Source organism: Caballeronia sp. GAWG1-5s-s, assembly GCF_023631445.1.
GTDB lineage: Bacteria > Pseudomonadota > Gammaproteobacteria > Burkholderiales > Burkholderiaceae > Caballeronia.
On record NZ_JALQDC010000001.1, the window covers coordinates 285462 to 309930 of the forward strand.

23 protein-coding genes and 1 riboswitch are annotated in these 24469 nt (G+C 63.1%); of the genes, 8 read left to right on the forward strand and 15 right to left on the reverse strand.

Annotated elements, in window-relative coordinates:
- Nucleotides 1-4: 4 nt before the first annotated feature.
- Genes NCR34_RS01365 through NCR34_RS01380 form a run of 4 tightly spaced genes read right to left on the reverse strand, consistent with a single transcriptional unit; the run spans nucleotide 5 to nucleotide 4249 of the window.
- Complete coding sequence (locus NCR34_RS01365) at nucleotides 5-1198, reverse strand: acetyl-CoA C-acetyltransferase (protein WP_248320909.1); 1194 nt, start codon at nucleotides 1196-1198, stop codon at nucleotides 5-7.
- Entirely contained in the window at nucleotides 1191-1964 is a 774-nt protein-coding gene (gene can, locus NCR34_RS01370; RefSeq protein ID WP_248320910.1) for a carbonate dehydratase, read from the reverse strand. The genes NCR34_RS01365 and can overlap by 8 nt, the downstream gene beginning before the upstream one ends.
- Before the next feature lie 28 nt (nucleotides 1965-1992).
- Nucleotides 1993-3786 (reverse strand): bifunctional isocitrate dehydrogenase kinase/phosphatase, encoded by a 1794-nt coding sequence (aceK, locus tag NCR34_RS01375; protein WP_248320911.1) that lies wholly within the window; start codon nucleotides 3784-3786, stop codon nucleotides 1993-1995.
- 40 nt (nucleotides 3787-3826) lie between these two features.
- Nucleotides 3827-4249, reverse strand: coding sequence for a MerR family transcriptional regulator (locus NCR34_RS01380; protein ID WP_248320912.1), 423 nt, complete (start codon nucleotides 4247-4249; stop codon nucleotides 3827-3829).
- 106 nt (nucleotides 4250-4355) lie between these two features.
- Here NCR34_RS01380 and NCR34_RS01385 point away from each other — a divergent pair, with 106 nt between their 5' ends.
- Nucleotides 4356-5429: an MBL fold metallo-hydrolase gene (locus NCR34_RS01385; protein WP_248320914.1), complete on the forward strand. Its 1074-nt coding sequence runs from the start codon at nucleotides 4356-4358 to the stop codon at nucleotides 5427-5429.
- A gap of 18 nt (nucleotides 5430-5447) precedes the next feature.
- On the opposite strand, the gene NCR34_RS01390 is transcribed toward NCR34_RS01385, so the two are convergent.
- Nucleotides 5448-7043 (reverse strand): ABC transporter substrate-binding protein, encoded by a 1596-nt coding sequence (locus NCR34_RS01390; RefSeq protein WP_371747362.1) that lies wholly within the window; start codon nucleotides 7041-7043, stop codon nucleotides 5448-5450.
- A gap of 221 nt (nucleotides 7044-7264) precedes the next feature.
- Nucleotides 7265-7433: riboswitch (yybP-ykoY riboswitch) on the forward strand.
- 95 nt (nucleotides 7434-7528) lie between these two features.
- Here NCR34_RS01390 and NCR34_RS01395 point away from each other — a divergent pair.
- The gene (locus NCR34_RS01395; protein WP_248320915.1) at nucleotides 7529-8539 is read left to right on the forward strand and encodes a sodium:calcium antiporter; all 1011 of its coding nucleotides are present in this window, start codon (nucleotides 7529-7531) and stop codon (nucleotides 8537-8539) included.
- Nucleotides 8540-8661: 122 nt separating this feature from the next.
- Here the strand turns inward: NCR34_RS01395 and fliT are convergent, their stop codons facing one another.
- The 4 genes from fliT to NCR34_RS01415 form a co-directional block, all read right to left on the reverse strand.
- On the reverse strand, nucleotides 8662-8961 hold the full coding sequence (gene fliT / locus NCR34_RS01400) for a flagellar protein FliT (RefSeq protein WP_248320916.1): 300 nt from the start codon (nucleotides 8959-8961) through the stop codon (nucleotides 8662-8664).
- Between the two features lie 33 nt (nucleotides 8962-8994).
- A complete protein-coding gene (fliD, locus tag NCR34_RS01405) occupies nucleotides 8995-10437 on the reverse strand; it encodes a flagellar filament capping protein FliD (protein ID WP_248320918.1) in 1443 nt (480 codons plus the stop codon).
- Between the two features lie 153 nt (nucleotides 10438-10590).
- Nucleotides 10591-11415: a flagellin domain-containing protein gene (locus NCR34_RS01410; protein WP_175939021.1), complete on the reverse strand. Its 825-nt coding sequence runs from the start codon at nucleotides 11413-11415 to the stop codon at nucleotides 10591-10593.
- Nucleotides 11416-11656: 241 nt separating this feature from the next.
- Nucleotides 11657-14077, reverse strand: a complete 2421-nt coding sequence (locus tag NCR34_RS01415; protein WP_248320919.1) for an HAD family hydrolase — start codon at nucleotides 14075-14077, stop codon at nucleotides 11657-11659.
- 256 nt (nucleotides 14078-14333) lie between these two features.
- Between NCR34_RS01415 and NCR34_RS01420 the strand changes: the two genes are divergently transcribed.
- Both NCR34_RS01420 and rpsU read left to right on the forward strand, forming a co-directional pair.
- Nucleotides 14334-15284: an aldo/keto reductase gene (locus tag NCR34_RS01420; RefSeq protein ID WP_248320921.1), complete on the forward strand. Its 951-nt coding sequence runs from the start codon at nucleotides 14334-14336 to the stop codon at nucleotides 15282-15284.
- A 370-nt stretch (nucleotides 15285-15654) separates the two neighbouring features.
- Entirely contained in the window at nucleotides 15655-15867 is a 213-nt protein-coding gene (gene rpsU, locus NCR34_RS01425) for a 30S ribosomal protein S21 (RefSeq protein WP_159837708.1), read from the forward strand.
- 97 nt (nucleotides 15868-15964) lie between these two features.
- Here the strand turns inward: rpsU and NCR34_RS01430 are convergent, their stop codons facing one another.
- The 3 genes from NCR34_RS01430 to NCR34_RS01440 form a co-directional block, all read right to left on the reverse strand.
- A complete protein-coding gene (locus NCR34_RS01430) occupies nucleotides 15965-16342 on the reverse strand; it encodes a hypothetical protein (protein ID WP_248320923.1) in 378 nt (125 codons plus the stop codon).
- A gap of 15 nt (nucleotides 16343-16357) precedes the next feature.
- Nucleotides 16358-16783 (reverse strand): hypothetical protein, encoded by a 426-nt coding sequence (locus tag NCR34_RS01435; RefSeq protein ID WP_248320925.1) that lies wholly within the window; start codon nucleotides 16781-16783, stop codon nucleotides 16358-16360.
- 425 nt (nucleotides 16784-17208) lie between these two features.
- The gene (locus NCR34_RS01440; protein ID WP_248320927.1) at nucleotides 17209-17820 is read right to left on the reverse strand and encodes a DNA-3-methyladenine glycosylase I; all 612 of its coding nucleotides are present in this window, start codon (nucleotides 17818-17820) and stop codon (nucleotides 17209-17211) included.
- A gap of 106 nt (nucleotides 17821-17926) precedes the next feature.
- Here NCR34_RS01440 and NCR34_RS01445 point away from each other — a divergent pair, with 106 nt between their 5' ends.
- Both NCR34_RS01445 and NCR34_RS01450 read left to right on the forward strand, forming a co-directional pair.
- Nucleotides 17927-18853, forward strand: coding sequence for a glucosamine kinase nucleotide-binding domain-containing protein (locus NCR34_RS01445; RefSeq protein ID WP_248320928.1), 927 nt, complete (start codon nucleotides 17927-17929; stop codon nucleotides 18851-18853).
- Between the two features lie 46 nt (nucleotides 18854-18899).
- Nucleotides 18900-19727 carry a Cof-type HAD-IIB family hydrolase gene (locus tag NCR34_RS01450; protein ID WP_248320930.1) on the forward strand — a complete coding sequence of 276 codons (828 nt, stop codon included), beginning with the start codon at nucleotides 18900-18902 and terminating at the stop codon, nucleotides 19725-19727.
- A 39-nt stretch (nucleotides 19728-19766) separates the two neighbouring features.
- Here the strand turns inward: NCR34_RS01450 and NCR34_RS01455 are convergent, their stop codons facing one another.
- The 3 genes from NCR34_RS01455 to NCR34_RS01465 all read right to left on the reverse strand — a co-directional run bounded on the left by NCR34_RS01455 (nucleotide 19767) and on the right by NCR34_RS01465 (nucleotide 22388).
- A complete protein-coding gene (locus tag NCR34_RS01455; RefSeq protein WP_248320932.1) occupies nucleotides 19767-20051 on the reverse strand; it encodes a hypothetical protein in 285 nt (94 codons plus the stop codon).
- Nucleotides 20052-20351: 300 nt separating this feature from the next.
- Nucleotides 20352-21080, reverse strand: coding sequence for an aquaporin Z (aqpZ, locus tag NCR34_RS01460; RefSeq protein WP_248320933.1), 729 nt, complete (start codon nucleotides 21078-21080; stop codon nucleotides 20352-20354).
- A 243-nt stretch (nucleotides 21081-21323) separates the two neighbouring features.
- Nucleotides 21324-22388, reverse strand: a complete 1065-nt coding sequence (locus tag NCR34_RS01465; RefSeq protein ID WP_175939037.1) for a glycosyltransferase family 4 protein — start codon at nucleotides 22386-22388, stop codon at nucleotides 21324-21326.
- A 620-nt stretch (nucleotides 22389-23008) separates the two neighbouring features.
- Between NCR34_RS01465 and flhD the strand changes: the two genes are divergently transcribed.
- A complete protein-coding gene (flhD, locus tag NCR34_RS01470; RefSeq protein WP_248320935.1) occupies nucleotides 23009-23356 on the forward strand; it encodes a flagellar transcriptional regulator FlhD in 348 nt (115 codons plus the stop codon).
- Nucleotides 23357-23590: 234 nt separating this feature from the next.
- Complete coding sequence (motA, locus tag NCR34_RS01475) at nucleotides 23591-24451, forward strand: flagellar motor stator protein MotA (protein WP_206467376.1); 861 nt, start codon at nucleotides 23591-23593, stop codon at nucleotides 24449-24451.
- Nucleotides 24452-24469 lie beyond the last annotated feature (18 nt).

Sequence of the window (24469 nt, forward strand, 5' to 3'; positions counted from 1 at the left end):
TGTCTCAAACGAGTTCGATACCCATTGCCGTCGCTTCGCCGCCGCCGATGCACAGCGTCGCCACGCCGCGCTTGCCGCCGCGCGCGCGCAATGCGCCGATCAACGTCACGAGAATACGCGCGCCCGACGCGCCGATCGGATGCCCGAGCGCGCATGCGCCGCCGTTCACGTTGACCTTGTCGTGCGGCAGGTCGTGCTCGCGCATCGCGGCCATCGTGACGACGGCGAAGGCTTCGTTGATCTCGTACAGATCGACATCGTTCGCGCGCCAGCCGTTCTTCTCGAAGAGCTTGCGGATTGCGCCGACCGGCGCGGTCGTGAAGAGCGCCGGCTGCTGCGCGAACGTGCTGTGTCCGACGACGCGCGCAATCGGCGTCGCGCCGAGGCGCTTCGCGGTCGATTCGCGCATCATCACGAGCGCGGCCGCGCCATCCGATATCGACGACGAATTCGCCGCCGTCACGGTGCCGTCCTTCGCGAACGCCGGCTTCAGCGACGGAATCTTCTCGATGTTCGCCTTGAACGGCTGCTCGTCGCGCTCGATGACGATATCGCCCTTCCTGCCCGCCACCGTAACCGGCGCGATCTCCCACGCGAACGAACCGTCCTCGTTCGCGCGTTGCGCGCGGCGCAGCGATTCCACCGCGAACGCATCCTGCGATTCGCGCGAGAATTCATACGACGACGCGCACTGCTCCGCGAACGTGCCCATCAGGCGGCCTTTTTCGTACGCGTCTTCGAGGCCGTCGAGGAACATGTGATCGAGCACTTGTCCGTGTCCCATGCGCATGCCGCCGCGCGCCTTCGGCAGCAGATACGGCGCGTTCGTCATGCTCTCCATGCCGCCCGCGACCATCACATCCGCCGAGCCGGCGAGCAGCATGTCGTGCGCGAACATCGCGGCGCGCATGCCGGAGCCGCACATCTTGTTGATGGTCGTGCAACCGGTCGAGAGCGGCAGGCCCGCGCCGAGCGCCGCCTGTCGCGCGGGCGCCTGACCTTGTCCTGCCGGAAGCACGCAGCCCATGATCGCTTCGTCGATCTGCTCGGGGCTAAGCCCCGCGCGTTCCACCGCCGCGCGAATGGCGGCCGCGCCCAGTTGCGGCGCCGTCAACGCGGCGAAATCGCCCTGAAACGCGGCCATCGGCGTGCGCGCGGCCGAAACGATGACTACGGGATTCTCTTGTGTCTCACTCATGTTTTAGCTCCTGAATGACGCCCTGAATGACAGAGGGAACATCGCCGAGACGCGCCGCGTCGGACGCGATCACGTCGTTTTCCGCTGCATGTGCGCCGTCGCGTTTCAACGCGGCGAGGCACGATTGATACGTCGAATCCACTTTCTCCTGCGCGCTGATCATCATGCCGAGATTGCGCAGACGGCCGTCGTGAACGCCGTAGGTCCAGCCATGCACGGTGAGCGCTTGTCCACGCGACCAGGCGTCGTTGACCACCGTGGTGCGGCATACGTTGAGCGTCTGCTCGATGGTGTTCAGTTCCACGAGCCTGCGATGCCGCGCTTCGCCCATCGGCCATTCGTCGAGCAACGCGGCGTGCTTCTCGCGCACGTCCTCGACATGGCGCAGCCAGTTGTCCGCGAGACCCACGCGCCGCCCGACGAGCGCCGCGCCCACGCCCGAGCAGCCGTAATGACCGACGACCATGATGTGCTTGACCTTCAGCATGTCGACGGCGAACTGGATCACCGAGAGGCAGTTGAGGTCCGAATGCACGACCACGTTCGCGATGTTCCGATGCACGAACACCTCGCCCGGCGGCAAGCCGATGATCTGGTTCGCGGGCACGCGCGAGTCCGAGCAGCCGATCCACAGATACTCCGGCGCTTGTTGATGCGCGAGCCGCTCGAAGAACTCGGCGTCTTCCGCGAGCTTGCGCGTGACCCAGTTCTGGTTGTTCTCGAACAGATGAACGAGAGGATGGGCTTCGTTGGTGCGGTCAGTCATGTTCGTGTTCGTGTTTCAAGGGCGCGCGTTATGCAGCGCGCGCCGGTGCCTTCTGGAATCGCTCCGGATAACGGACGCAGAACCGGACGGCAGGGTCATAGGGAAAGAAATCGGCGATTTCGCCTTGCAGCAGTTGCTCCTTGTGACGCTGCCACAGCGCAGGGTCGAAGAGATCCGCGTGATGCCGCATGAACGCTTCGCGCACGCGCGGATCGCCGAGCAGGAAGGTGCCGTACGTCTCGGGAAAGATATCGTGCGGCCCGACGCTATACCACGGCTCGCCGGACAACTCGTCTTCCTCGGTGCGCGGCGGCGGCACGCGGCGCACGTTGCAGTCCGTGAGGTACTCGATCTCGTCGTAATCGTAGAACACCACGCGTCCGTGCCGCGTGACGCCGAAGTTCTTGTACAGCATGTCGCCGGGAAAGATGTTGGCCTGCATCAACTGTTTGATGGCGTCGCCGTATTCGCGAATGCCGTGGTCGATGTCGTCGGCGTGGCCGTTCTTCAGGAACAGATTGAGCGGCACCATGCGCCGTTCGATATACACATGGCGGATCACGAGCTTGTCGCCTTCGTATTCGATCATCGATGGCGCTTCTTTCTCCAGTTCGCGGATAAGCGCGTGATCGAGGCGCGCAAGCGGCAGCGCGACGCTCGAATATTCGAGCGTATCGGCCATGCGTCCCAGCCGGTCGTGCCGTTTCACGAGCTGGTACTTGTCCTGAATCTTCTCGCGCGTGGTTTCCTTCGGCGGCGGGAAGGCGTCCTTGATGAGCTTGAACACATACGGAAACGACGGCAGCGTGAACACGATCATCACGAGTCCCTTGATGCCCGGCGCGATGATGAACTGATCGCTCGAATGCTTCAGATGATGCAGCAAGTCGCGGTAGAACAGATTCTTGCCCTGCTTTTGCAGGCCCAGCGACGTATAGATTTCCGCGTTCGGCTTCGCCGGCATGATGGTGCGCAGGAAGTGAACGTACGCGGACGGCACTTCCATATCGACCAGAAAATACGAGTGCGCGAAGCTGAAGATGATGAGCAGTTGCTGGCGCTCGGTCAGCACCGTATCGAGCGCGAGCAGCCCACGCTGCGTATGGCGAATGGCGATGGCGAACGGCAGCAACGAATCGCCATGAATGATGCGCCCGATGATATACGCAGCCTTGTTGCGGAAGAACAGCGACGAAAGCACGTGAATCTGGAAGTTCGGCGCGGGCGCGAAATCGCCGAATGCATTGCGCAAGGATTGCATCACGCACTGCACATCGCGCGTCAAATCTTCGAACGGCGGCTCGAGCTGAAAGTTCGTGACGATACGTTCGAGCGTCGCGGCGAGGCCGTCGGTGTCCGGGTAATACGCGCGATACGTCGGCTTCGCGGCGGGCTCGTCGTTCTCGATGTATTCGGTCGAGATCGCCGGGCGCACGAAGATGAAATCGTTGTTGAAGTACGAGCGATGCAGAATCTTGCAGCACACCGAATTAAAAAACGTCTCCGCGCATTCCGGCTGCCGATGCGTCGTCAACAGGCCGATGTAATGCAGCTTGATTTGCTGCCAGACGTCGTCGTCGATATGCTCGGCGTCGTATTCGTCTTCGAGACGCGCCACGCATTCCGCCACGCGATCGTCATACGACGCAATGCGCTCGCGAGCCAGCCGCGCCAGCGCATGCCAGTCGCCGCGTTCGAAGAGCGGCTTCGCTTCGATGGCGGCATCGCGAAACACGCGGTAATGGCGATCGAACCCTTCGAGCAGCGTCTGCGCGACATCGAAGCCGATTTGCGACGAAAGCAGCTTGGGGAAGTGGTTCATGTCGGCGTGCGCGGGTCGTGGGTCGCGGGTTGAGCTCACATCATGCGGCTTTCGCTCGGCGGGCGCGCTTGTCCATGCCCGCTGCGAGCAGCGCGCGGCCTTCCTTCTCGTACGCGGCGAGTTCGGCGAGCGTCGTGTTGATGTCCTCCAGTTGCCGTTCGAGCACTTGCCGATGCGCCGCAATGGTGTCCACGAAGCCGCGCAATTGCGCGGTCGTGCCGGTCGGGGAATCGTAAAGGTCGAGCAGCGTGCGAATCTCCGACAGCGTGAAGCCGAGCCGCTTGCCGCGCAGAGTCAGCTTCAGGCGCGTGCGATCCCGCGACGAATACACGCGCCGCAGGCCGTTCGTGCCTTCGCGTCGCGGCGCGAGGAGACCCTGATCTTCGTAAAAGCGAATGGCGCGAGGCGTGATGTCGAATTCGCGCGCCAGTTCGGTGATCGAGAAATGCGTGGGCTGAGTCATCGGGAAAGCGCCGCGCGCCGGAGCGCGTCCAACGTTAGAATGACGTTTACGTTATCGTCAACTTCGCCGGATTGCAACGCGGCGCAAACCCTCAGAGCACCGACCGATGAACGCACTCGAACATCAGCTCGACTACGTCTTTGCCGACGAAATGCCCGCGCCCGGCGGCGCGAAAGAAGTGGCGCCCGGCGTCTACTGGCTGCGCATGCCGCTGCCATTCGCGCTGGATCACATTAACCTGTGGCTGCTGCGCGATGAAATCGACGGCGTGAAAGGCTGGACCGTGATTGATTGCGGCATCGCGAACGAGAGCATTCGCGCGAACTGGGAGCGCGTGTTCGATACGGTGCTCGACGGTCAGCCGGTGCTGCGCCTGATGGTCACGCATTGCCATCCGGACCATCTGGGACTCGCGCACTGGATCTGTCAGGGCGGAGACAAGAAACGCTGGAACGTGCGGCTGTGGATCTCGCTCGGCGAATATGCGATGGGCCGCGTGATGGCCGCGGGCGACGGCTCCAACGCGGGCGGCGAGCGCGCGGCACAGCACTTCGCGGCGCACGGCCTGACGGACGCGGCATCGCTCGATGCGCTCAGGAAGCGCGACAGCTATTACCCGACGCTCGTGCCCTCGATGCCGCGCGAATTCCGCCGCATTCGTGACGGCGACCGGCTGCGCATCGGCACGCGCGAGTGGGAAGTGGTGACGGGCTACGGCCATTCGCCGGAGCATGTTGCGCTCTACTGCGCGGCCGACGAGCTCTTCATTTCCGGCGACATGGTGCTGCCGCGCATCTCGACGAACGTGTCGGTGTTCGCCATCGAGCCGGAAGGCAATCCGCTCGCGCTGTATCTCGAATCGCTTGCGCGCTATGAAGCGATGCCCGCCGATGTGCTCGCATTGCCCTCGCACGGCAAGCCGTTTCGCGGCGTGAAGACGCGCATCGCGCAGCTTCGCGAGCATCATCGGGCGCGGCTCGCGGAAGTGCGCGAGGCGTGCGCGGCGAAGCCGTGCAGCGCCGCCGACATCGTGCCGATCATGTTCAAGCGCGCGCTCGACATCCATCAGATGACGTTCGCGCTCGGCGAGGCGCTCGCGCATCTGAACTTGCTATGGCTCGATGGCACGCTCGCGCGCCGGACCGGCGATGACGGGGTGATCCGCTTCTCGCCGGTCTGAGCTTTCGCGCTTAACGCGTTACTGCACTGACACCACGCCGAAGTTCTGCCGCCCGAACGGGCTCACGTTATAGCCACTGACGTTCGTGCGCGTGAGCGCGGCGGCGGTCGGATACACGAGCGGAATCCATAGCGCCTGATCGTGGATGATCTTTTGAGCATCCACGTACGCCTTCGTGCGTTTGGCGATGTCAGGCGTCGCCTTGCCGTCCGCGATCAGCTTGTCCAGTTGCGGGTCGCAATAGCGCGCGAAGTTGATGCCCGACTTCACCGCATTGCAACTGAAGAGCGGCGACAGATAGTTGTCCGGGTCGCCATTGTCGCCGGCCCAGCCCATGAACAGCATGTCATGCTGGCCCTGCTTCGCTTCCTTGATCAGCTCGCCCCATTCGATCACCTTCACCTGCGCTTTCACGCCGATTTTCGCGAGATCGGCTTGCAGCAGTTCGGCGCCCGCTTTCGGGTTCGGATTCAGCACGCTGCCGTTCGGACGCACCCAGATGGTCGTGTCGAAGCCGTTCGGAAAGCCCGCGTCGGCGAGCAGCTTCTTCGCGCGGTCCGCGGAATACGGATACGCCTGCACGTTCTTGTCGTAGCTCCAGGTGTTCGGCGGATACGGATTCACGGCGGGCGTCGCCGTGTTGTCGAAGACGGTCTTCATGTACGTCGTGCGATCGAACGCCATGTTCAGCGCCTGACGCACCTTCGGGTTGTCGAGCGGCTTCTTCTGCGTGTTCAGCGCGACGAACGCGGTCATGAACGCGGGCGTTTCGCTGACCTTGAGCGAGCGGTCCTTCTTCGCGTCGAGCACGTCCTGCGGCTTAGGTGAAAGCGCGATCTGGCATTCGCCCGCCTTGATCTTCTGTGCGCGCACGGTGGCGTCCGGCGTGATCGCGTAGATGAGGCGGTCGATCTTCGGCTTCGGGCCCCAGTACGACGGGTTCACGTCGTAGCGTATGACGGCATCCTTCGTATAGCTCTTCAACACGAACGGACCCGTGCCGATGGGCTTGCTGTTCAGGTCTACCTGCTTGTTCGCCTTCAGCAACTGGTCCGCATATTCCGCCGAATAGATGGAGGCGAAGCCCATCGTGAGAATCGGCACGAAGGTCGCGTTCGGCTCGTTGAGGTCGAACTTCACGGTGTGGTCATCCACCTTCGTCACGCTCTTGATGAGCTTCACGAGGCCCATCGACTGCGCGTGCGGAAAGCCGCTCGCGCCCGCGACCTTGTGCCACGGATTGCTCTCCGACAGCATGCGATCGAACGTGAAGACGACGTCGTCGGCATTGAGCGGACGCGTCGGCTTGAAGTAATCGGTGCTCTGAAACTGCACGTTCGGCCGCAGATGAAACGTGTAGCTCAAACCATCGCTCGATACGTCCCATTTCTCCGCGAGCGATGGCGCGACTTTCTTCGCCGCTTCGTCGTAAGAGACGAGCGTGTTGAAGATCACGTCTGCCGATGCGTTCGTCGTGACGAGCGAGTTGAACTGCACGACGTCGAAGCCGTCCGGGCTCGATTCCGTGCAGACGGTAAGCGGCTTGGACTGCGCGAGCATGGGCGCGGCCACGGCGAGGGCGGCGAGAAGGGCAGGCAAGCGTTTGATGCGCATGGGTTCTCCGGTCGGCGGGAGCGCGCTGTCGCACGCGCTCCGTGAATCACACAGCGTTTGTTCTTGTTGCTCGATGAATCCGGTCGCGCGATGCCGAGCAAGCACCGCGCCCGCGCGCGTAGATTAGCGAACGCGCGGGCGCGCGACAACGAACCGTTGCGCATACCGATATGTCCCGCTGCCTGCGTCGGCTTGCCGAACGCGACGCGTCACGCTACACTGCCCCCGTCTTTGGGGAGTAGCCTTCCTTCCGCTTGCGAAGGAGAACGCGTCAACATCCTCGGCTCTGCTGCCGTGGCGCGTTCGACCGGTCCGGTTTGGCGAGACCACTGATGTGCCACGTCGTTCTTGGTCGGACGGCGCGTGGCGCATCATGGTTCGCTGACGTCCGACCGTGGAATCATCGTGTCCCCGCAACCACAAGACCTCATTCGCTCACGCGCCGACATCGTCTGCGTGCCACGTCGCGCCATGCGAGGTGCCGCATGACGATGCTTTTCCTCCAACTCGCGTTGATGCTCGCGATCATTCTGATTGCCTCCGAGCTGTTCACCAATGCGCTCGAACATCTCGGCGAACGGCTCGGCATTTCGGAAGGCGTGACCGGATCGCTCTTCGCCGCAGTCGGCACGGCCTTGCCGGAAACGACCGTGCCGATCATCGCGCTCTTAGGCGGCACGGCGAGCCGCGCGGTCAACGAAGAGATCGGCGTCGGCGCGATTCTCGGCGCGCCGCTCATGCTCGCGACGCTTTCGACGTTCCTGATGACGCTCGCCATCGTGAAATCGCGCGGCTTGCGCGGCGTGATCGAACCGGAGCGCAGCGGCTTCACGCGCGACCTGAACTTCTTCCTGTTCGCCTTCCTGATCGCGGCCGGCGCGATGTTCGTGCCGCATCACGCATGGCAAGTGCGCGCGCTGTTCGCTGCGGGACTCGTCGGCTTGTACGTGATCTATGTGATTTCGACGTTCAGGGCATCGGCGAATCTCGTCGAGAGCGGACACGGCACCGAGGCGCCCGAAACGCTCTTCATCTCGCGCGTCGGACTCAAGACGAATCTCGGTTCGATCATGCTGCAATTCCTGATCGGCATCGTGTTGCTGGTGGGCGGCGCGAAGGGGTTCATTCACGGCGTCGAGGGCGTCTCGCAGGCACTCGGCGTGTCGGCGCTGCTGCTGTCGCTCATCATCATTCCGATTGCGACCGAACTGCCCGAGAAGGTGAACAGCATTTTGTGGGCGCGGCGCGGCAAGGACACGCTCGCGTTCGGCAACATTACCGGCGCGATGGTGTTTCAAGGCACGTTGCTGCCTTCCATCGGCATCATGCTGACGCCGTGGGAGCCGCGCGTCGAAGTGCTGACCGGCGTGCTCATCACGCTCGCGGCGGCGGCGTGGCTGCGGTTCCATGCGAGAGGGAAGGGCGTCGCGTTGTGGGCGCTGCTCGGCAACGGCGTGCTGTACGCGGCGTATCTCACGTTGACGCTCGGGCGCTAGGCTCCCGCCACACGCCAAATAAAAATGCCCGCGCGAGGCGGGCATCGAGAGCGAAGCTGCGTCATTACATCGACGCTTATTTGTTGTTGTTAGTCTATATAACGGCGCGGGACAGCGAAACTTTAGAGCCGCGCCGTTTGTTGATAACGGCTTGCCGCGTCGATGCGCGCGGTCGCCTCGCGAAAGTTCTTGCCGAGCGACATGCGCGCGGCTTGCGCCGACTGCATCAGCGCGGCATCGAGCGTCAGGATGTCGCTCGCGGCCTGCAACGTCGCCGGATCGAGGTCGTTCTGCAATTGCATGATGATCGGCGAACGCAATTCGCCCAGGCGCGCCGCTTCGATCCAGTCGCCGGCGGCCGCGGCCGCGGCCATGGCGCGCGTGAGCGATACCGCGTTCGTCAGCTTGTCTTGTTGGCTCACATCTTTCTCCGTGCGAATCGGCTGACGCCTGCGTTACTTGTTGGTCGCGAGCGCGCCGGCGCTGTTCGTGCCGCCGAAAAGCTGCGTCAGGTATCGCGTGTTGTTCTGCATCGTCGCCATCAGCGTGTTGAGCGCCGTGAACTGCGCGTTGTACTGCGACGTGAGGCTGTCCGCGTAGGTCTGCAACGTGGCCGTCTGCGTGGTGAGGTTCTTCAGGTCTGCATTGATCGCGGTCGTGCGCGTATCGATGATGCCGCCCGTTTGCAAGAACGACGTGATCTTCGAATTGAGCTGCGTGCCGATGCCGTTCGTCTGGTTGAAGAGCTGGCCCACGCGCGTCGGGCTGTTCGAGAGCGCGGTGGAAAGCGTCGAATCGTCGATGGACAGCGTGCCGTCGTCCTGAAGATCGATGCCGATCGACGCGAGGTTCGTCGTCGTCGAAGTCGAACCGGAACCCGAATTCACGCCGCTCGTAATGATGCTGGACAGCGAACTCTGAATGCTCTGGAGCATGGAGTCGCCGAGCAGCACGCCGCCTTGCGAGCCGGCGCTTTTCGTGGAGTCGAACGACGACAGCGCGGCGGCCTGGCTCACGAACGAGTTGTACGCGTCGACGAAGGCCTTGATCGTGCTCTTTTCCGTGGTCGTGTCGGAGGACACGGTCAACGTCTGGGTCGATCCGGCCGCCGCCGATGCGAGGTTCAGCGTCACGCCGCCGATCGCGGTCGTGAGCGTGTTGGTCGTGCTCGTGACGGCCGTGCCGTCGACCGTGAGCGACGCGTCCTGCGCGGCCGACGTCTGCGTGTAGTTGCTGCTGCCCGTGCTGTACGAAAGCGACGAATCGACGCCTGCGCCGGCCGTGACCGAAATGGTGTTGGCGGCGCCCGTCGTCTTAGACGCGAGCACGAGATGCTGGCCGTCGGTGCCCGTGACGATGGTCGCGCTGATGCCGGGGTTGTCGCTCGCGGAGTTGATCGACGACGCGATGCTCGCGAGCGTGTTGGTGCCGTCGAGCGTCACGTTCATCGAGCTCGATCCGAGCGAGAGCGAGAGCGTGCCTGTGCCGAAGGTGTCGGTGGCGGCGTGCGCCGTCGACGAAATCTTTTGCGCGCTCGCGATGTTGTTGACCGTGATCGCATACGAACCGGCCACCGCGCTCGTGCCGGCCGTCGCCGTGAGTCCGCTGCCGCTTGCCGTCGCCGTGTACGCGGCGAGTCCGGTGCCGTCGGAAAGACTCTTCAGCGCGGTCTGCACCGATGACAGCGCGGACTTGATCTGCGAGACGGCGGACAGAAGCGTGTTGTCGCTCGCCGTCTTGTTCGCGATCTGCGTGGCCTGAGCGGTGGTCTTCGCGGTGACGAGCGAGGAAACGAGCGTGGATACATCGAGCGTAGAGTTCGTCGCGCCGCTGATGATGGACTGCGCGGCAGCGGCCAGTGTGGCGCTGACGTCGGTACTCGAGGTGGTGGTGGTCATCGGATGCTCCGGACGGACTGCCTTATCTGTTTGCGAGCTTTCGTGAGCGCAGCGCCGATGATGAATGTCGCTGCGCTAACGAAAGCTGGGAGGCGGGCCTCCCAGTGAACTGCCGAACCCCGCCCATCTTGCGGCGGGGTAGGTCACATGCGCTTAGCCGAGGAGCTTCAGCACTTGCTGCGGCATCGAGTTCGCTTGCGCGAGAACCGAGATACCCGCTTGTTGCAGCACTTGAGCCTTCGACAGGTTCGCCGTTTCTTGCGCGAAGTCTGCATCGGTGATGGCCGACTGTGCTGCGTTCAGGTTGGTCGACTGCGATTGCAGGCTGGTAACGGCCGACGTGAAGCGGTTCTGTTCAGCGCCGAGCGTCGATTGCAGCGTGTTGACGGTGTCGAGCGCCGTGTCGACCAGGCTGATCACGGACTGCGCGCCGCTTGCCGTGGAGATGTCGACCGATGCCGAACCGAACAGGCCGGTCTGGCTCATCGCGGTGCTGCCGAAGTCGACGCTCAGCGTCTGGTTCGCCACTGCGCCGATCTGGAAGGCCACCGTCGAGACCGAGCCGGACAGCATGGCTTGGCCGTTGAACGTCGTCTGGCTCGACACGCGGTCCAGTTCGCCGAGACGCTGGGTCACTTCCGTCTGGAGGTAGCCGCGCTGCGTGTCGGAGAGCGAACCGTCGGCTGCCTGAACGGCCAGCTGGCGAATACGCTGAAGGTTGTCCGTCGTGGAGCTGAGGCCGCCCGACGCCGTTTGAATCATCGAGATCGCGTTGTTCGCGTTCGACACGCCCTGGTTCAGCGCGTTGACGTACGACGTCATGTTCGTCGAAATCGCCAGACCTGCTGCATCGTCAGCGGCGCTGTTGATGCGCTTGCCCGACGAGAGGCGGTTAATAGCCGACGACAGCGCGCTTTGCGAACCTTGCAGGTTCTTTTGCGTCGTTTGCGACAGGGTGTTGGTGTTGATGTTCAACATTTCAAATTACCTCGTTGGTAAAGGCGCTACTAGTCTGAGTCTGAATGCGGCGTCGCGATGTTTAATGTGATTCGCTGACTGCCTTACCTAAGGATTTCGGCCCACGGGAAAGAAACTTTAGGCCGAAGATCGAATGCGATTCGAATTTTCACGGAGTCTGCCGGCGCCTTGGCCGGCAGGGCTTAAGAGCAATTACGGCCGGGTCGGCTACACCTTTACAGGCAGCCGGCCCGCTACATCTTCATGAAGCCAGTGCAACCTCGGCCTTCTGAACCCAGGAAAGCGGGCGAAACGTCAGGCGCATCAATTGCCGCGTCTTTCCGGCCATTGCAGGCACATAAATGAGTCCGTTCGGCGACATCTCGAACATGCCGGGTTCGCGCTCGGTCATGCCGTCGTAAATGATCTCGCTCCCAGGCGAGAGCGCGCGCTGACGATCGAACTCAATACGCGTATCCAGCGTATCGGCGGGAAAGGTTGTCGCCGATGCGATCTGCATCCAGCTCATCTCCTGGCCGAACATGAGCGCGACGTCGAAGTCGGAAATCGGCACGACGAGCGAATAGAAGCCGTCGTAAGTCGCGCGCGCGGTCAGCGTCTCGGTCGCGGTTTCATTGCCGCGCACGAAAAGCGCGGGAATTCGCGTCTCGCGGTACGTCGTATCGTCGACGGTGAAATCCAGACGGTGACGGCGCACGGCCATTAGGAAAATCGCCTGGTCGATGCCTGCGTGGCGCATCTCGTACGGATAACCCGGACGAAAACCCTTGCCGATGCTGCGCATATAGAACGGTCCGCGCTGACGAAGCCCTTCGATGCCCGCGTCGTTATCCGCGACGTTGAATGCGTGAATGGACGCCCCGTTGATCTCGAACACCGTCTCGTTGCCGCCGGCCACTTCGTCGCGGTCCGGAAGATACAGTAGGCGAGCGAGGCAGATGGCCGCATCGACGCGTAGTCGTTCAGGCGTCAGGCGGGGAAAGCTGGTGGCCGGCATCGCGGCCATATCCCGGACGAAGCGGACGCAAGCATCCTGGATTTCGCCGCTTTGCGCGATTTGCTTCTCGCTTTTCGCGGATTGGTTGAGAAGCGGCGTGCCGTCGTCCTTGAAGTCATACACGCTGCCGGTTTTGAGCGAGCACATCTGCTCGAAATGGCCAATATGCGCGATCAACATCTCCATCACGTTTTCATCGGCCCAGCGGCTGTCGACGACGCCCGCGCGATCCGCGCGCCAGCCGGGTGTATCCAGCGAAACGAGATAGCGCCCGACGATCTCCACGTCGTAATACTTCTTGAACAGCTTGCCGAGCGAGCGCTGGATGGAGCCGTAGTAACCCAGGTCCACGATCACGAGCGTGTCGCCGCGCTCCAGCCCGACGGTTCGCTGCAGATGGCGAAAGAGCCGCTGACGAAGCGCCGCGCTGCGTTCGATGATGAGCTTCACCATGCGCGGTTCCAGCACGAGACGCCGGAACGTCTGCAGCGGATTGGCGGACGCGTTCGCCTCGGCGAGCAGTTTGCCGGTTTCCTTGGGCGGCAGTTGCAGTTGGTCGGCGCCGAACTTCATCATCTGCGGGTTGATGACCTCTGTACTCAGATAACGCTCGATGGCCTCGCGGCTGTCGAAGGTCGAACCGGCGGCGACGAACCGCCCGACGTACGCTTCGTTGCCGATCGGGCTGCCGTGCAGCGCTTCGCATGCCCGATGAATCAGATGCCCGTCGCGCAGCAGAAACGCGAGCTTGTGCGGTCGGCCACGCGCTTTGAGATCCTCATGCGTGTCCAGCACGAAGCGCGCGAATGCGTGCATGATCGGGCCGACCGACCAGTAGCCGATGCGCTCGTTCGTGCTCATGTCGCGGCCCTGTTGCAGGGAGCGCATCGCGTGATGCAAGCTCGGCGCGGGCTTCGTCGCGCGGATCGACGGAAAGAGGACGCGCGCCGCCATCAGCCGCTGTCGGTCCGCTTTGTGCATCTCGTCGTCGCGCTGCTGGAAATGCAGTACGCCGATGCCCATCTGCTGTGGAACGGCCCAGTCCGCGTACGGGTTGTCGCCGGTATGGAGAATCTCCGAGGGCGCGACGCCCAGCCGTTCCGTCACGATATTCCAGAGTCCCGTGGATTTCGAGACACCGAATTCAGACGAACAAAACACGACGTCGATGAGCGATTCGAGCTCCGGCGCGGTTGTAAAGAGAATGCGGCGCAATTGCGCCTCGGAGTAATAGGTATCGCTGACGATTGCCGTGTGTAGGCCGCGAATTTTCGCCTCGCGCAGCAGCCCGAGCACCGGTTCGAAGATGAAGCCGATCTCGATCTCTTTATCGACCTCGCGCTCGGCGAGCGCGCTCACAATTGCCTCGTCGGCGTGAGGCGCGGCTTCGGCATAGATCTGTTCGAGCGTCGCCTCGCTCTTGCGGGTTGCGAAGTAGTTGTTCTTACGCGCTTCGGATTCGGCCATCGTGCGCACACGGGCGCTCACGCCGTGTTCGACGAAGAGCGGGTCTTCGGCCAGCGCGTAGTAAACGTCGACCGGTTCCTGTACGGCGCGCCAGAAGAGCGTGTCGAAACAGTCGAAGGTCGCGACCGTATGCGACGGCGCGCGCGCCGACCACGTTTCGGCCAACTGATCCGGAAGGACGTTCTTGTCTGCTTGCATGTGATGAACTCCGCAGCCCGCGCCGGCGGGCCCGCTTTGATGGTTTTCGTGCGTCGGGCGTCTGCAGCGGGTCGTTCTCGTCCGCCTCGGCATCAGCCTTTGTGATGTGTCGACGATCTTAGGTGCTTGCGCCAGAACGAAAGCGGGGAACAAGCGCAGCTTTGGGCCTCATTTCGGCGCATGAGCGACGCGCGCGGCAGCGTCGCGCAATGTTGCGTATCCTTCCCGAACGTCCTCTACTCACGCGGAGTACTCCATGCAAACTCGCAGCATCGGCACATCGGATCTGAACGTCGCGCCGCTCGTCTTCGGCGGCAACGTGTTCGGCTGGACCGCGGACGAACGCACGTCGTTCTCCATCCTCGACGCGTTCGTCGATCACGGCCTCAATTTCATCGACACGGCGGACGTGTACTCCGCTTGGGTCGAAGGGCACCACGGCGGCGAATCGGAAACGATCATCGGCAAGTGGTTCAAGGAAAGCGGCAAGCGCCACAAGATCGTGCTGGCGACGAAAGTCGGCATGCTGAGCACGCGCAAGGGGCTTTCGGCGGCGAACATCGCGGCGGCCGTGGACGATTCGCTGCGGCGTCTGAAGACCGATTACATCGACGTCTACTTCTCGCATCTGGACGACGACAAGACGCCGCTCGACGAAACGCTCGGCGCCTACCAGAAGCTCATTCAGGCGGGCAAGGTGCGGGTGATCGGCGCGTCGAACTACACCGGCGCGCGGCTCCAAGAAGCGCTGAAAGTCGCGAAGGAATCGTCGCTGCCGGCGTATCAGATCCTGCAGCCGGAGTACAACCTCTACGACCGCGAAGGCTATGAGACGGACCTCGAACCCGTCGCCGAAGCGCACAAGGTCGCGGTCGTCACGTATTTCAGCCTGGCGAGCGGCTTTCTGTCGGGCAAGTACCGCTCCAAAGCAGACATGCAGGGCAAGGCGCGCGGCTCGCGCGTCGAGAAGTATCTGAACGAGCGCGGCCTCAAGATTCTCGATGCGCTCGATGAAGCCGCGAAGCGCCACGACACCACGCCGGCGACCATTGCGCTCGCGTGGGTCATCGCGCGGCCGAGCGTGACCGCGCCGATTGCGAGCGCCACGTCCGTGCAGCAACTGGAGAGTCTCGCGGCGGCCACGCGCCTCGAGCTCGATCCGGAGGAAGTGGCGGAACTGGACGAAGCCAGCGCCTGGCAGAAATAAATCTGTTGCATCAACGAGTTGCCGTGCTTCGAAGAGTTGGCACAGGCGCGGTGTTCTGGTAACATCGCGCCCGAATCGAGAAATGTGCCCGATTTTTCGGCCGATTTTTGCGTCCGCTCCGCTGAAAATGACAACGTCAAAACGTTAATCGCCAGCGGAGAACGGCGCCGAAAGTGTGCGTTCAGGCGGTCCTTTCGTGCGCACATGCCGCTTTGCGGTTGAATCCCAGCTCTCTCTTTTCCGGCCTCCGTGGCCGCTTTGCTCGTGTCCGCTGCGTCCTTTTAGGCGCCCGGCGGACGATCGGAGTGCCGGCGCGCGGCGGGTTTTTCCGTTGCGCACTTAGAAATACGTTTAGCAAATCAGGATTGTCATGACCACTATTGTCCTCAAAGAAAACGAGCCGTTCGATGTCGCGATTCGGCGCTTCCGCCGCACCATCGAAAAGAACGGCCTGATCGCAGAACTGCGCGAGCGCCAGTCCTACGAAAAGCCGACCACCGAGCGCAAGCGCAAGAAGGCCGCGGCCGTTGCCCGCCTGCGCAAGCGCCTGCGTAGCCAGATGCTGCCGAAGAAGATGCACTAAAGCGTCTTTACGCCGGGCCGGTTTCCTCTCGGTCCGCGAAGGCAAAACGGCGGTGCGACCCGTGAGGGCGCACCGCCGTTTTTTTCTGCGTTCCTGCTCAGGCGAACGCGTGCCGCTTAGCGAGTGCGCCCAGCAAGTGCGGCCACTCGTCCACGCTGGCGTCGTCGTGAATCTGCTCCAGTTCCATCAAGAGATCGATGATGGCCGGATCGTAAGCATTCACGTTCGACGCATACAGCGCGCGCAGCAGCTTGCCGTCATGCGCATGCCGATAGTACGAGATGCCGACGCCTTCGAGCTCCGCTTCGTAGACATCGTCACGCACCAGCGATCCGATCGCGCACTTGCGGCCGTGCGCGCCTCTTAAGCGGCACGACCCGTTGTCATCTTCCGAGACGGCGCGCTGCGCCAGCAAATGCGCGCTCACGCGATGGAAGATCTCGTTCGCGCTCAACATCGTGACAGGGCTCAACATACGGCACCCGCACCGTTACGCAGCCGTTTTCAGGAGCTCGGCCGACAGACCGAACTGCCGCGCAATCGACGTGAGACGCTCGCGCCACTCCCATTTGCCGAAGACGTCGTGCACGTTCTGCAGGCACGAGAGCAGTTCGACGGTGGTCGGATCGAAGACGTTGATGCGCGCGCGCAGCAGAGCGCGCTTGAGCGCCGCGACGCCGACATCCATGTACGCCGGCACCGACTCGGGCGATTTCCCGATATAGCGGATCGGCACGCCTTCCATGGCCGTCACGTAGTCGCGCGGCTTGATGAGGCTCCCGATCGGGCAGCCGCCGCAGTATCCGCGATACGCGCCGCCGCCGTGAGGCAGCAAAGCGGCTTGTCCCTGCGTGAAGAGATGCTGCACCGCGTTGTCAAAAATCTCCTGATGCGTCAGGAAGTTCAGGCTTTTCATGATCTTTCTCCCCTGCGCCCCTGCGCAGCGGCCATGCGTTGAGTTTCGAGCAACCTGCACCTGCGGCGTCGGACGGCGCGCACGCCGACCGGCTACTGCTTCGAGCACGTTGTTTTTCCCGGCCTAGGGACACGCGCATTCGCGTGTCCGTGTACTCGCGGCGGATCTCTCCACTCAGTGAACGATCCGCACACCGTCAGTTATAACGGCACGGCTCGGTAAAAAGGTGCGGCAGCGCACGCGAGAACGCCATTTTTACACGACACGGACGTTCGTGCAGTGCGGCAGAAGCATGCTCCGCGCTTGAAACGGCGCGGCTGGCGGCATGCTTCACTGCAAAAAAACGCCTGCGATGAGGACTTTCCCTAATGAACGCGCTTTTGCGGCAAGAATGTTGCCAAAAAGCAAAAATCGCCTGCCTCGGATTAGGCTGAAGGTGTCGTTTTTTCCGGCGATTTGCGCTTTGTCTTAGGCTTGACGCGCGAGATACAGCCCACGGCGTGATCGTTCACCATGCCCGTCGCCTGCATGAAGGCGTAGCAAATGGTCGTGCCGACGAACTTGCAGCCGTACTGCTTGAGCGCTCGGCTCAGCGCATCCGACTCGGGCGTCGAGGCGGGCGTCGGATTGTTCGCATCGCGCGGGGTGTCGATAGGCGCGCCGTTCACGAACGACCACACGAAGTCCGCGAAGGAGCCGTGCTCGGCCTGAATGCGCTGCACCGCCTGCGCATTGATGACGGCGGACGCGATCTTCGCCCGGTTGCGAACCACGCGTGCATCGCCGACGATCCGCTCGATGTCCGCGTCCGTGAAGCGCGCGACCTTGTCGATGTCGAAGCCCGCGAACAACGCGCGATAACCCTCGCGCTTGTTGAGAATCGTCGACCATGAAAGACCGGCCTGCGCGCCTTCGAGCACCAGCATTTCGAAGAGATGACGGTCGTCGCGGGACGGGACGCCCCATTCGGTGTCGTGGTAATGCGCCATGGCCTCGGTGGTGGCCCAGGCGCAGCGTGTCGGTTCGGTGGCTGCCATTGCAAATCCTCGTTTCGGTCGCGCCAGCATAGCCGAACGCGATTGCCGCGCCACTCTGCCATTCGGCTAATTGGCGCGTGCCGCCGTCGCCGCTATGCTTGCGGCCATGAACACTTTCTCGGATTCGGATTTCAACGGTTTCCTGCTCGGCATCGATGGCGGCGGAAGCGGCACGCGCGTGATTCTCGCGGACGCGCACGGCGTCGAGCTGGCCCGCGCGAGCGGCGGTCCTTCGGGGCTGGCGCTGGGCGTCGAAGCGGCGTGGCGTTCTATCGGCGATGCTTGCAATCGTGCTTCCGATGCAGCCGGTCTCGCCTTCGACTGGCGCGCCTGTTCGCTCGGCTGCGGCCTCGCGGGCGTCAACAACGCGGACTGGCTCGCGGCTTTCTTGAGCATGGCTCCGCCGGTCCACGCGTTGAGCGTGGAAAGCGACGCGTACACCACCGTCCTCGGCGCGCACGGCGGCGGACCGGGCGTGATCGTCGCGCTTGGCACGGGCAGCATCGCGGCTTCGCTGGACGAGGAGGGCGTCTGCCGCATCGCGGGCGGATACGGCTTTCCGAGCGGCGACGAAGCGAGCGGCGCGTGGCTCGGCCTGCGCGCGGTGGTCCATCTTCAGCGCGTGCTGGACGGGCGAGTCCCGGCCGATGACTGGTCTCGCGCGCTCTTGCAACTCACTGGCGCGACGGATCGCGACAGCCTCGTCGTGTGGCTGTGCGCGTCGAACCAGACCGCGTACGCCACGCTCGCGCCGAGCGTGTTCGAATACCGCGATCATCCGTCGGCGGCGCAGTTGCTGGAGCAGGCGGGGCGCGAAATCGAACTGCTCGTCGCGGCGCTGGATCGAGACGGCAAATTGCCGGTCGCGCTTTGCGGCGGACTGGCGGCGCCATATGAGCCTTTCGTGCCGATATCGTTGCGCGAGCGCCTTCGCCGACCCCGCGCGGATTCGGCCGCGGGTGCGCTCGAACTGGCGCGGCGCGCGGTGGCGCCGGGCGGCGCGGCGGGGCGGCCCGGGAAAGAGCCGCGATAGAATAGTCAGCTTCGCGGGCGTTTTTCTCCGCTCAAACAGGGCAGCCATGTATTCGGTCATCGCAACTGATCTCGACGGGACGCTTCTCAACAGCGATCACCAGCTCGACCCGTTCACCGCAGAGACGCTGCGCACGCTCGCACGGCGCGGCGTGCCGGTCATCATCGCGACGGGGCGGCATTATCGCGATGTGGCCGGCATCCGCGATCTGCTGGGCATCGACGCGTACCTGATCACGTCCAACGGCGCGCGCGTGCATGCGCCCGGCGACGAGCGCATCTACTCGCGCGATCTTGCGCCTGCCGCCGTGCGACGCCTCGTGCAGCCGGATGTCGCGGGCGCGCATGGCCGCGTGATCGTGAATCTGTTCGCCGACGATGCGTGGCTCATCGACCGCCACGCGCCCGAACTGCTCGTCTTTCATCAGGACTCCGGCTTCAAGTACGAAGTCATGGATTTGCGCGAGCATGACGGCGAAAACATCGCGAAGGTGCTGTACATCGGCGAGCCGGCGGACCTGAAGCACGTCGCCGCGAATCTGGAAAGCGAATTCGGCGATGCCCTGTATGTCACGTATTCGCTGCCGGACTGCCTCGAAGTGATGACGTCCGATGTGTCGAAGGGCCGCGCGCTGCGTTATGTGCTGGAGCGGCTGGATATCGATCCCGCGCAATGCGTCGCGTTCGGCGACAACATGAACGACATCGACCTGCTGGAAACCGCCGGCCATCCGTTCATGATGAACAACGCGAATCCGGACCTGATCACGCGCCTGCCGCATGTGCCGCGCATCGGCAACAACTTCGAGGCGGGCGTCGCGCATCATCTGCGCAAGCTGTTCGATCTGCGCGACGACATCGCGTCGTCGCGCTAACTCTTTCAAGCGCCTACCGTTTAGCGCTCGGCGTTGTGGTTAGCCGCGGCGGCCCCAGTCGTTCGAACGGCCGTGGTCCCAACCGGCGCGGTTCCAGCGCCCGTTGTCGTGACCGTAGTCACGATGCCAGCGCGGTTCCTCGTGACGCCAGTAAGGCGAGCGATATTGCGGCGAGGCGGGCCTCACATACACGGGCGCGGGAGCGGCATAGGCAGGCGCGCCGAGCGAAACGCCGACGTGAAGATCGGTATGGGCCTGAGCCGCTCCCACTGCGCCGATGATAAGACCGGTCGCGACGAGCAATCGAGTGACGATGCGCTTCATTGTGTTTCTCCTGGAAGGCGACGTGTGTCGCATGAGTTCAATGTAAGCGCCCGCCGTCTTACACGCTTCGACGACTTGTTACCGGGTGCAAGCGGGGCGTAAGCCCTTTTCGATTGCGATGAGATACGCGCGAGCCTTGTCCGGCGGGGCTTTGCGCTTCGGAGCGCGCGCTTGCAGAAGAAATAGTAAGCATGCTACGTAATTCGCCATTACAACTGTCGCGCGCTTTTAATCCGCGCGCGCCGGGCGCAAAACAAAACGGGCGCCGAAGCGCCCGTTTCGCATGACCGACCCCGCGACTTATTGCGCGACAGCGCCAAGTTTGCGCGCTTCAGAATCCGAAGCCAGCAGCGGATACAGCACGCCCGCGACGATAGCGCCTGCGATCGGCGCGATCCAGAACAGCCACAGCTGATCCAGCGCCCAGCCGCCGACGAAGAACGCCGGGCCGGTAGAACGAGCCGGGTTCACGGACGTGTTCGTGACCGGAATCGAGATCAGGTGAATGAGCGTCAGGCACAGGCCGATGGCGATCGGCGCGAAGCCCTTCGGCGCGCGATCATCCGTTGCGCCGAGAATGACGAAGAGGAAGAAGAACGTCATCAGGAATTCGCAGACCAGCGCCGCGAACACGGTGTAGTGGCCCGGCGAGTGCTCGCCGAAACCGTTCGCGGCGAAGCCGCTGCCGACCAGATCGAAGCCGGGCATGCCGGTGGCGATCAGCTTGAGCGCCAATGCACCGAGCGTTGCGCCCACCACCTGCGCCACGATGTACGGCCCGAGGTCGCGCACGGGAAAGCGCCCCGCGACGGCCAGCCCGACGCTCACGGCCGGGTTCAAATGGCAGCCGGACACGTGTCCGATGGCGTAGGCCATGGTGAGCACGGTGAGTCCGAACGCGAGCGAGACGCCCACGAACCCGATGCCCATGTGCGGAAAGCCGGCGGCCAGCACGGCGCTTCCGCAGCCGCCCAGCACGAGCCAGAAAGTACCGAAAACTTCAGCGCCGAGACGCTTCGACAAATGCATGATCTTGCCTTCGTGAAATGTGAGAGACCTTTGATTTGACGCAAGAAAGCCTATTGCCCTTGCCGAGCGCAGTTTAAGGGCGGCAGTTTTTACGGACTGTCAAAATTGGTCGATTCACGGGCATTTCACGCTCGACGCAGCGATGTTCGGATTCCTCCTTGTTACGAAGCGGACGGCGTCAGCGGCCAGGCGAAAAAAATGCCGCCCATTGGGCGGCATTCGAGAGTGGCAAGCTGTGCGCGATCAGCCGACGGCGACCTGACGCAGCACCGGACGCTTCGCGGCCTGAAGCATGGCCGTGTACGTGTCGACATAGTTCTGCGCCATCGTCTTTGCGCTGAAGCGGCGCTCGAACTGCGCGCGAATCTCGGTGCGCGAGAGCTCGTCGATGCGATGCAGCGCGCCGACCGCGCCCGGCACGTCCTCGCAGATGAAGCCGGTCACGCCGTGATCGATGACTTCCGGCACCGAACCGCGGTTGAAGGCAATCACTGGCGTTCCGCACGCCATCGCTTCGATCATCACGAGGCCGAACGGCTCGTTCCAGTCGATCGGGAAGAGCAGCGCCTTGGCACCCGAGAGGAATTCGGGCTTCTGCGCCTCGTTGATCTCGCCGATGAACTCGACGTGCGCCTGCGACAGCAGCGGCTCGATCGTCGACTTGAAATAGTCCTGATCGACCTTGTCCACCTTCGCCGCGATCTTCAGCGGCAGACCGCTCTGAGCCGCGATCTTGATGGCGAGGTCCGCGCGTTTTTCCGGGCAGATCCGGCCGAGGAACGCCAGATATTCCGGCTTCTTGTGCGGCTGCGGCGTCAGCAGATCGTCCGGCAGGCCGTGATACACCGTGTTCAGCCAGTTTGCCTGCGGCAGCGGTCCGCGCTGGTTGTCCGAGATCGAAACGACGTTCGCCTTCGTGAACGTGTTGAAGATCGGCTGGAGCTCGGGCAGGTCGAGACGGCCGTGCAGCGTGGTCACGAACGGCGTGTCCAGCTGCGTGAACAGCGGAAACGGCATGTAGTCGAGGTGAAAGTGCAGCACGTCGAACTCGTGCGCGCGGCGGCGGACCGTTTCGAGCAGCAGCATGTGCGGCGCGAGCGGATCGCGGATCGTGGGATCGAGTCGCAGGGCGCGCGGCCAGGCCGCGTCGAGCGTCGCCCGGGTTTGCGAATCGCCGCTTGCGAACAAGGTTACATCGTGGCCGAGGTCGACGAGCGCATCCGTCAGGTAAGACACCACGCGCTCAGTGCCGCCGTAAAACTTCGGAGGAACTGCTTCGTGCAACGGTGCAATTTGTGCGATTCGCATAACGTGACTCTCCTGAGTGGCCGCTTGGGGCGCGGTCGGCGCCGATGGGCCATGAAAGCTGTTGTGTGGACACCGCTGTGGCGCTCCGGTCGAGCGTTGCGCGATGCCATTCGGGCGGGCCGCGGTGTGTCGCTCACGCCGCCCAAAGATCGGCCCGGCTCTCGACCGGGTTATCCCTTACGTTCATTATCGGGATCGAGAGCGGCATTTCACGTCATTTTTCAATCGCTTAACCTTGTTACAGCGCGAAACACCGGCTGTTACGAAGTCAAAAATTGCACTCAAGCGGTCGAAGGAGACGATTTCGACTGGCAATGCGAGCGGCGAGGCACCCCGTAGCACGCGACGTGCCCGCGCCGGCCTCAAGTCTGTCCGGCCGCTGCCGATAAAGGCGTTTGCCGACGCGCAGCGAATTCGACTGCGCATGTACGAACTTTTCCTACACGATTTCGGGCGAAAGTCTGTCGGCGCGTCGGCAGCTTTTTCCGATAGTGGCAAGCAACGCGCTGTCGGAAAATCGGCGCGACAAGACGAGCGGGGCCGGACGCCTCGCGATTGAGCGCGTCCGAGCAAACGTTTCCCGCTGGGCCTGACCAGCCATGCAATGACTCGGGGGAAAAATGACGGCCACCACCATGAGCACGCTCGCGGAAATCCGCGAGGTGAACTTGTCGTATGTGCTGCTCGCGCAGCGGCTGCTTCGGGAAGACCGCGTCCTGGCGATGCATCGCCTCGGGCTGTCCGACGAGGTAGCCGAGCTTGTGTCGTCGCTGACGCTCGCGCAGGCGGTGAAGATTGCGACGTCGAGTCACGTGCTGTGCCGCTTCCGTTTCGACGACCACACGATCCTGGCTTCGCTTGCAGACAAGGACAAGCGCCCGGCGCTCGCGCAGACAGAGCCGGGAGTCGTGCGTGTCGACGCGGCGGTTCAAAGCGGCGAAGTGGCATCGACGAGTGAGTGCGTCTGACTGATCCAGTCCGTCGCGCGACTTCGACCGGAGTCGATCGCGCGATCGGCTGTCGCGGCCATCGGGAGGCGCTATTGCCTATGTCGGCGAAACAACCGTGCTCCGCCCGTGCCTTTCATCCGCGCCCGCCGCCCACCGCCAGCCCGCCCAAAGTTTTCCAGCCGGGTGCCGTAAACAGTCTTAACCGCGCATGTACGCCGGCCAATCCGCATTCCCAACCCTGAGGACCCGACTGTGCTGATTTTCGTTGGAACGCTCGTGACATTGTTGTCCGTTTTCGGCGGTTACGCGCTCGAAGGCGGCCATCTTGGCGCGCTCGTACAGCCGGTCGAAATATTGATGATCGCCGGCGCGGGCATCGGTGCCTTCATTCTCGGCAACGGCGTCAAGACCATCAAGTCGACGCTGCTCGTCATTCCCACGCTCTTCAAAGGCTCCAAGTACAACAAGGACGTGTACATGGAGCTGATGGGCCTGCTCTACGTGCTGCTCGCGAAGGCGCGCAAAGAAGGCACGCTCACGCTCGAAGCCGACATCGAAGACCCGCACAAGAGCCCGATCTTCAGCCAGTACCCGAAGCTGCTCGCGGATCATCACATCGTCGAGTTCATGACCGATTATCTGCGGCTCATGGTCGGCGGCAACATGAATGCGTTCGAAATCGAAAGCCTCATGGACGAAGAGATCGAGACGCATCACGTCGAAGGCGAAGCGCCCGCGCTGGCGCTGCAAAAAGTCGGCGACGCGATGCCCGCGTTCGGCATCGTCGCGGCCGTGATGGGCGTCGTGCACACGATGGCCTCCGCCGATCAGCCGCCCGCCATTCTCGGCGAAATGATCGCGCAGGCGCTCGTCGGCACGTTCCTCGGCATTCTCATTTCGTACGGCTTCATCGGGCCGCTCGCGAGCGTCGCGGAGCAGCGCGTCGCCGAGCAGACGAAGATGTTCCAGTGCATCAAGGTGACGATTCTCGCGAGCCTGAACGGCTACGCGCCGGCGATCGCCGTCGAGTTCGGCCGCAAGGTGCTGTTCTCCACCGAGCGCCCGTCGTTCTCCGAACTGGAAGAGCACGTGCGCCGGGTGAAGGCGAAGTGACGCGCCTCGTTTTCGCGA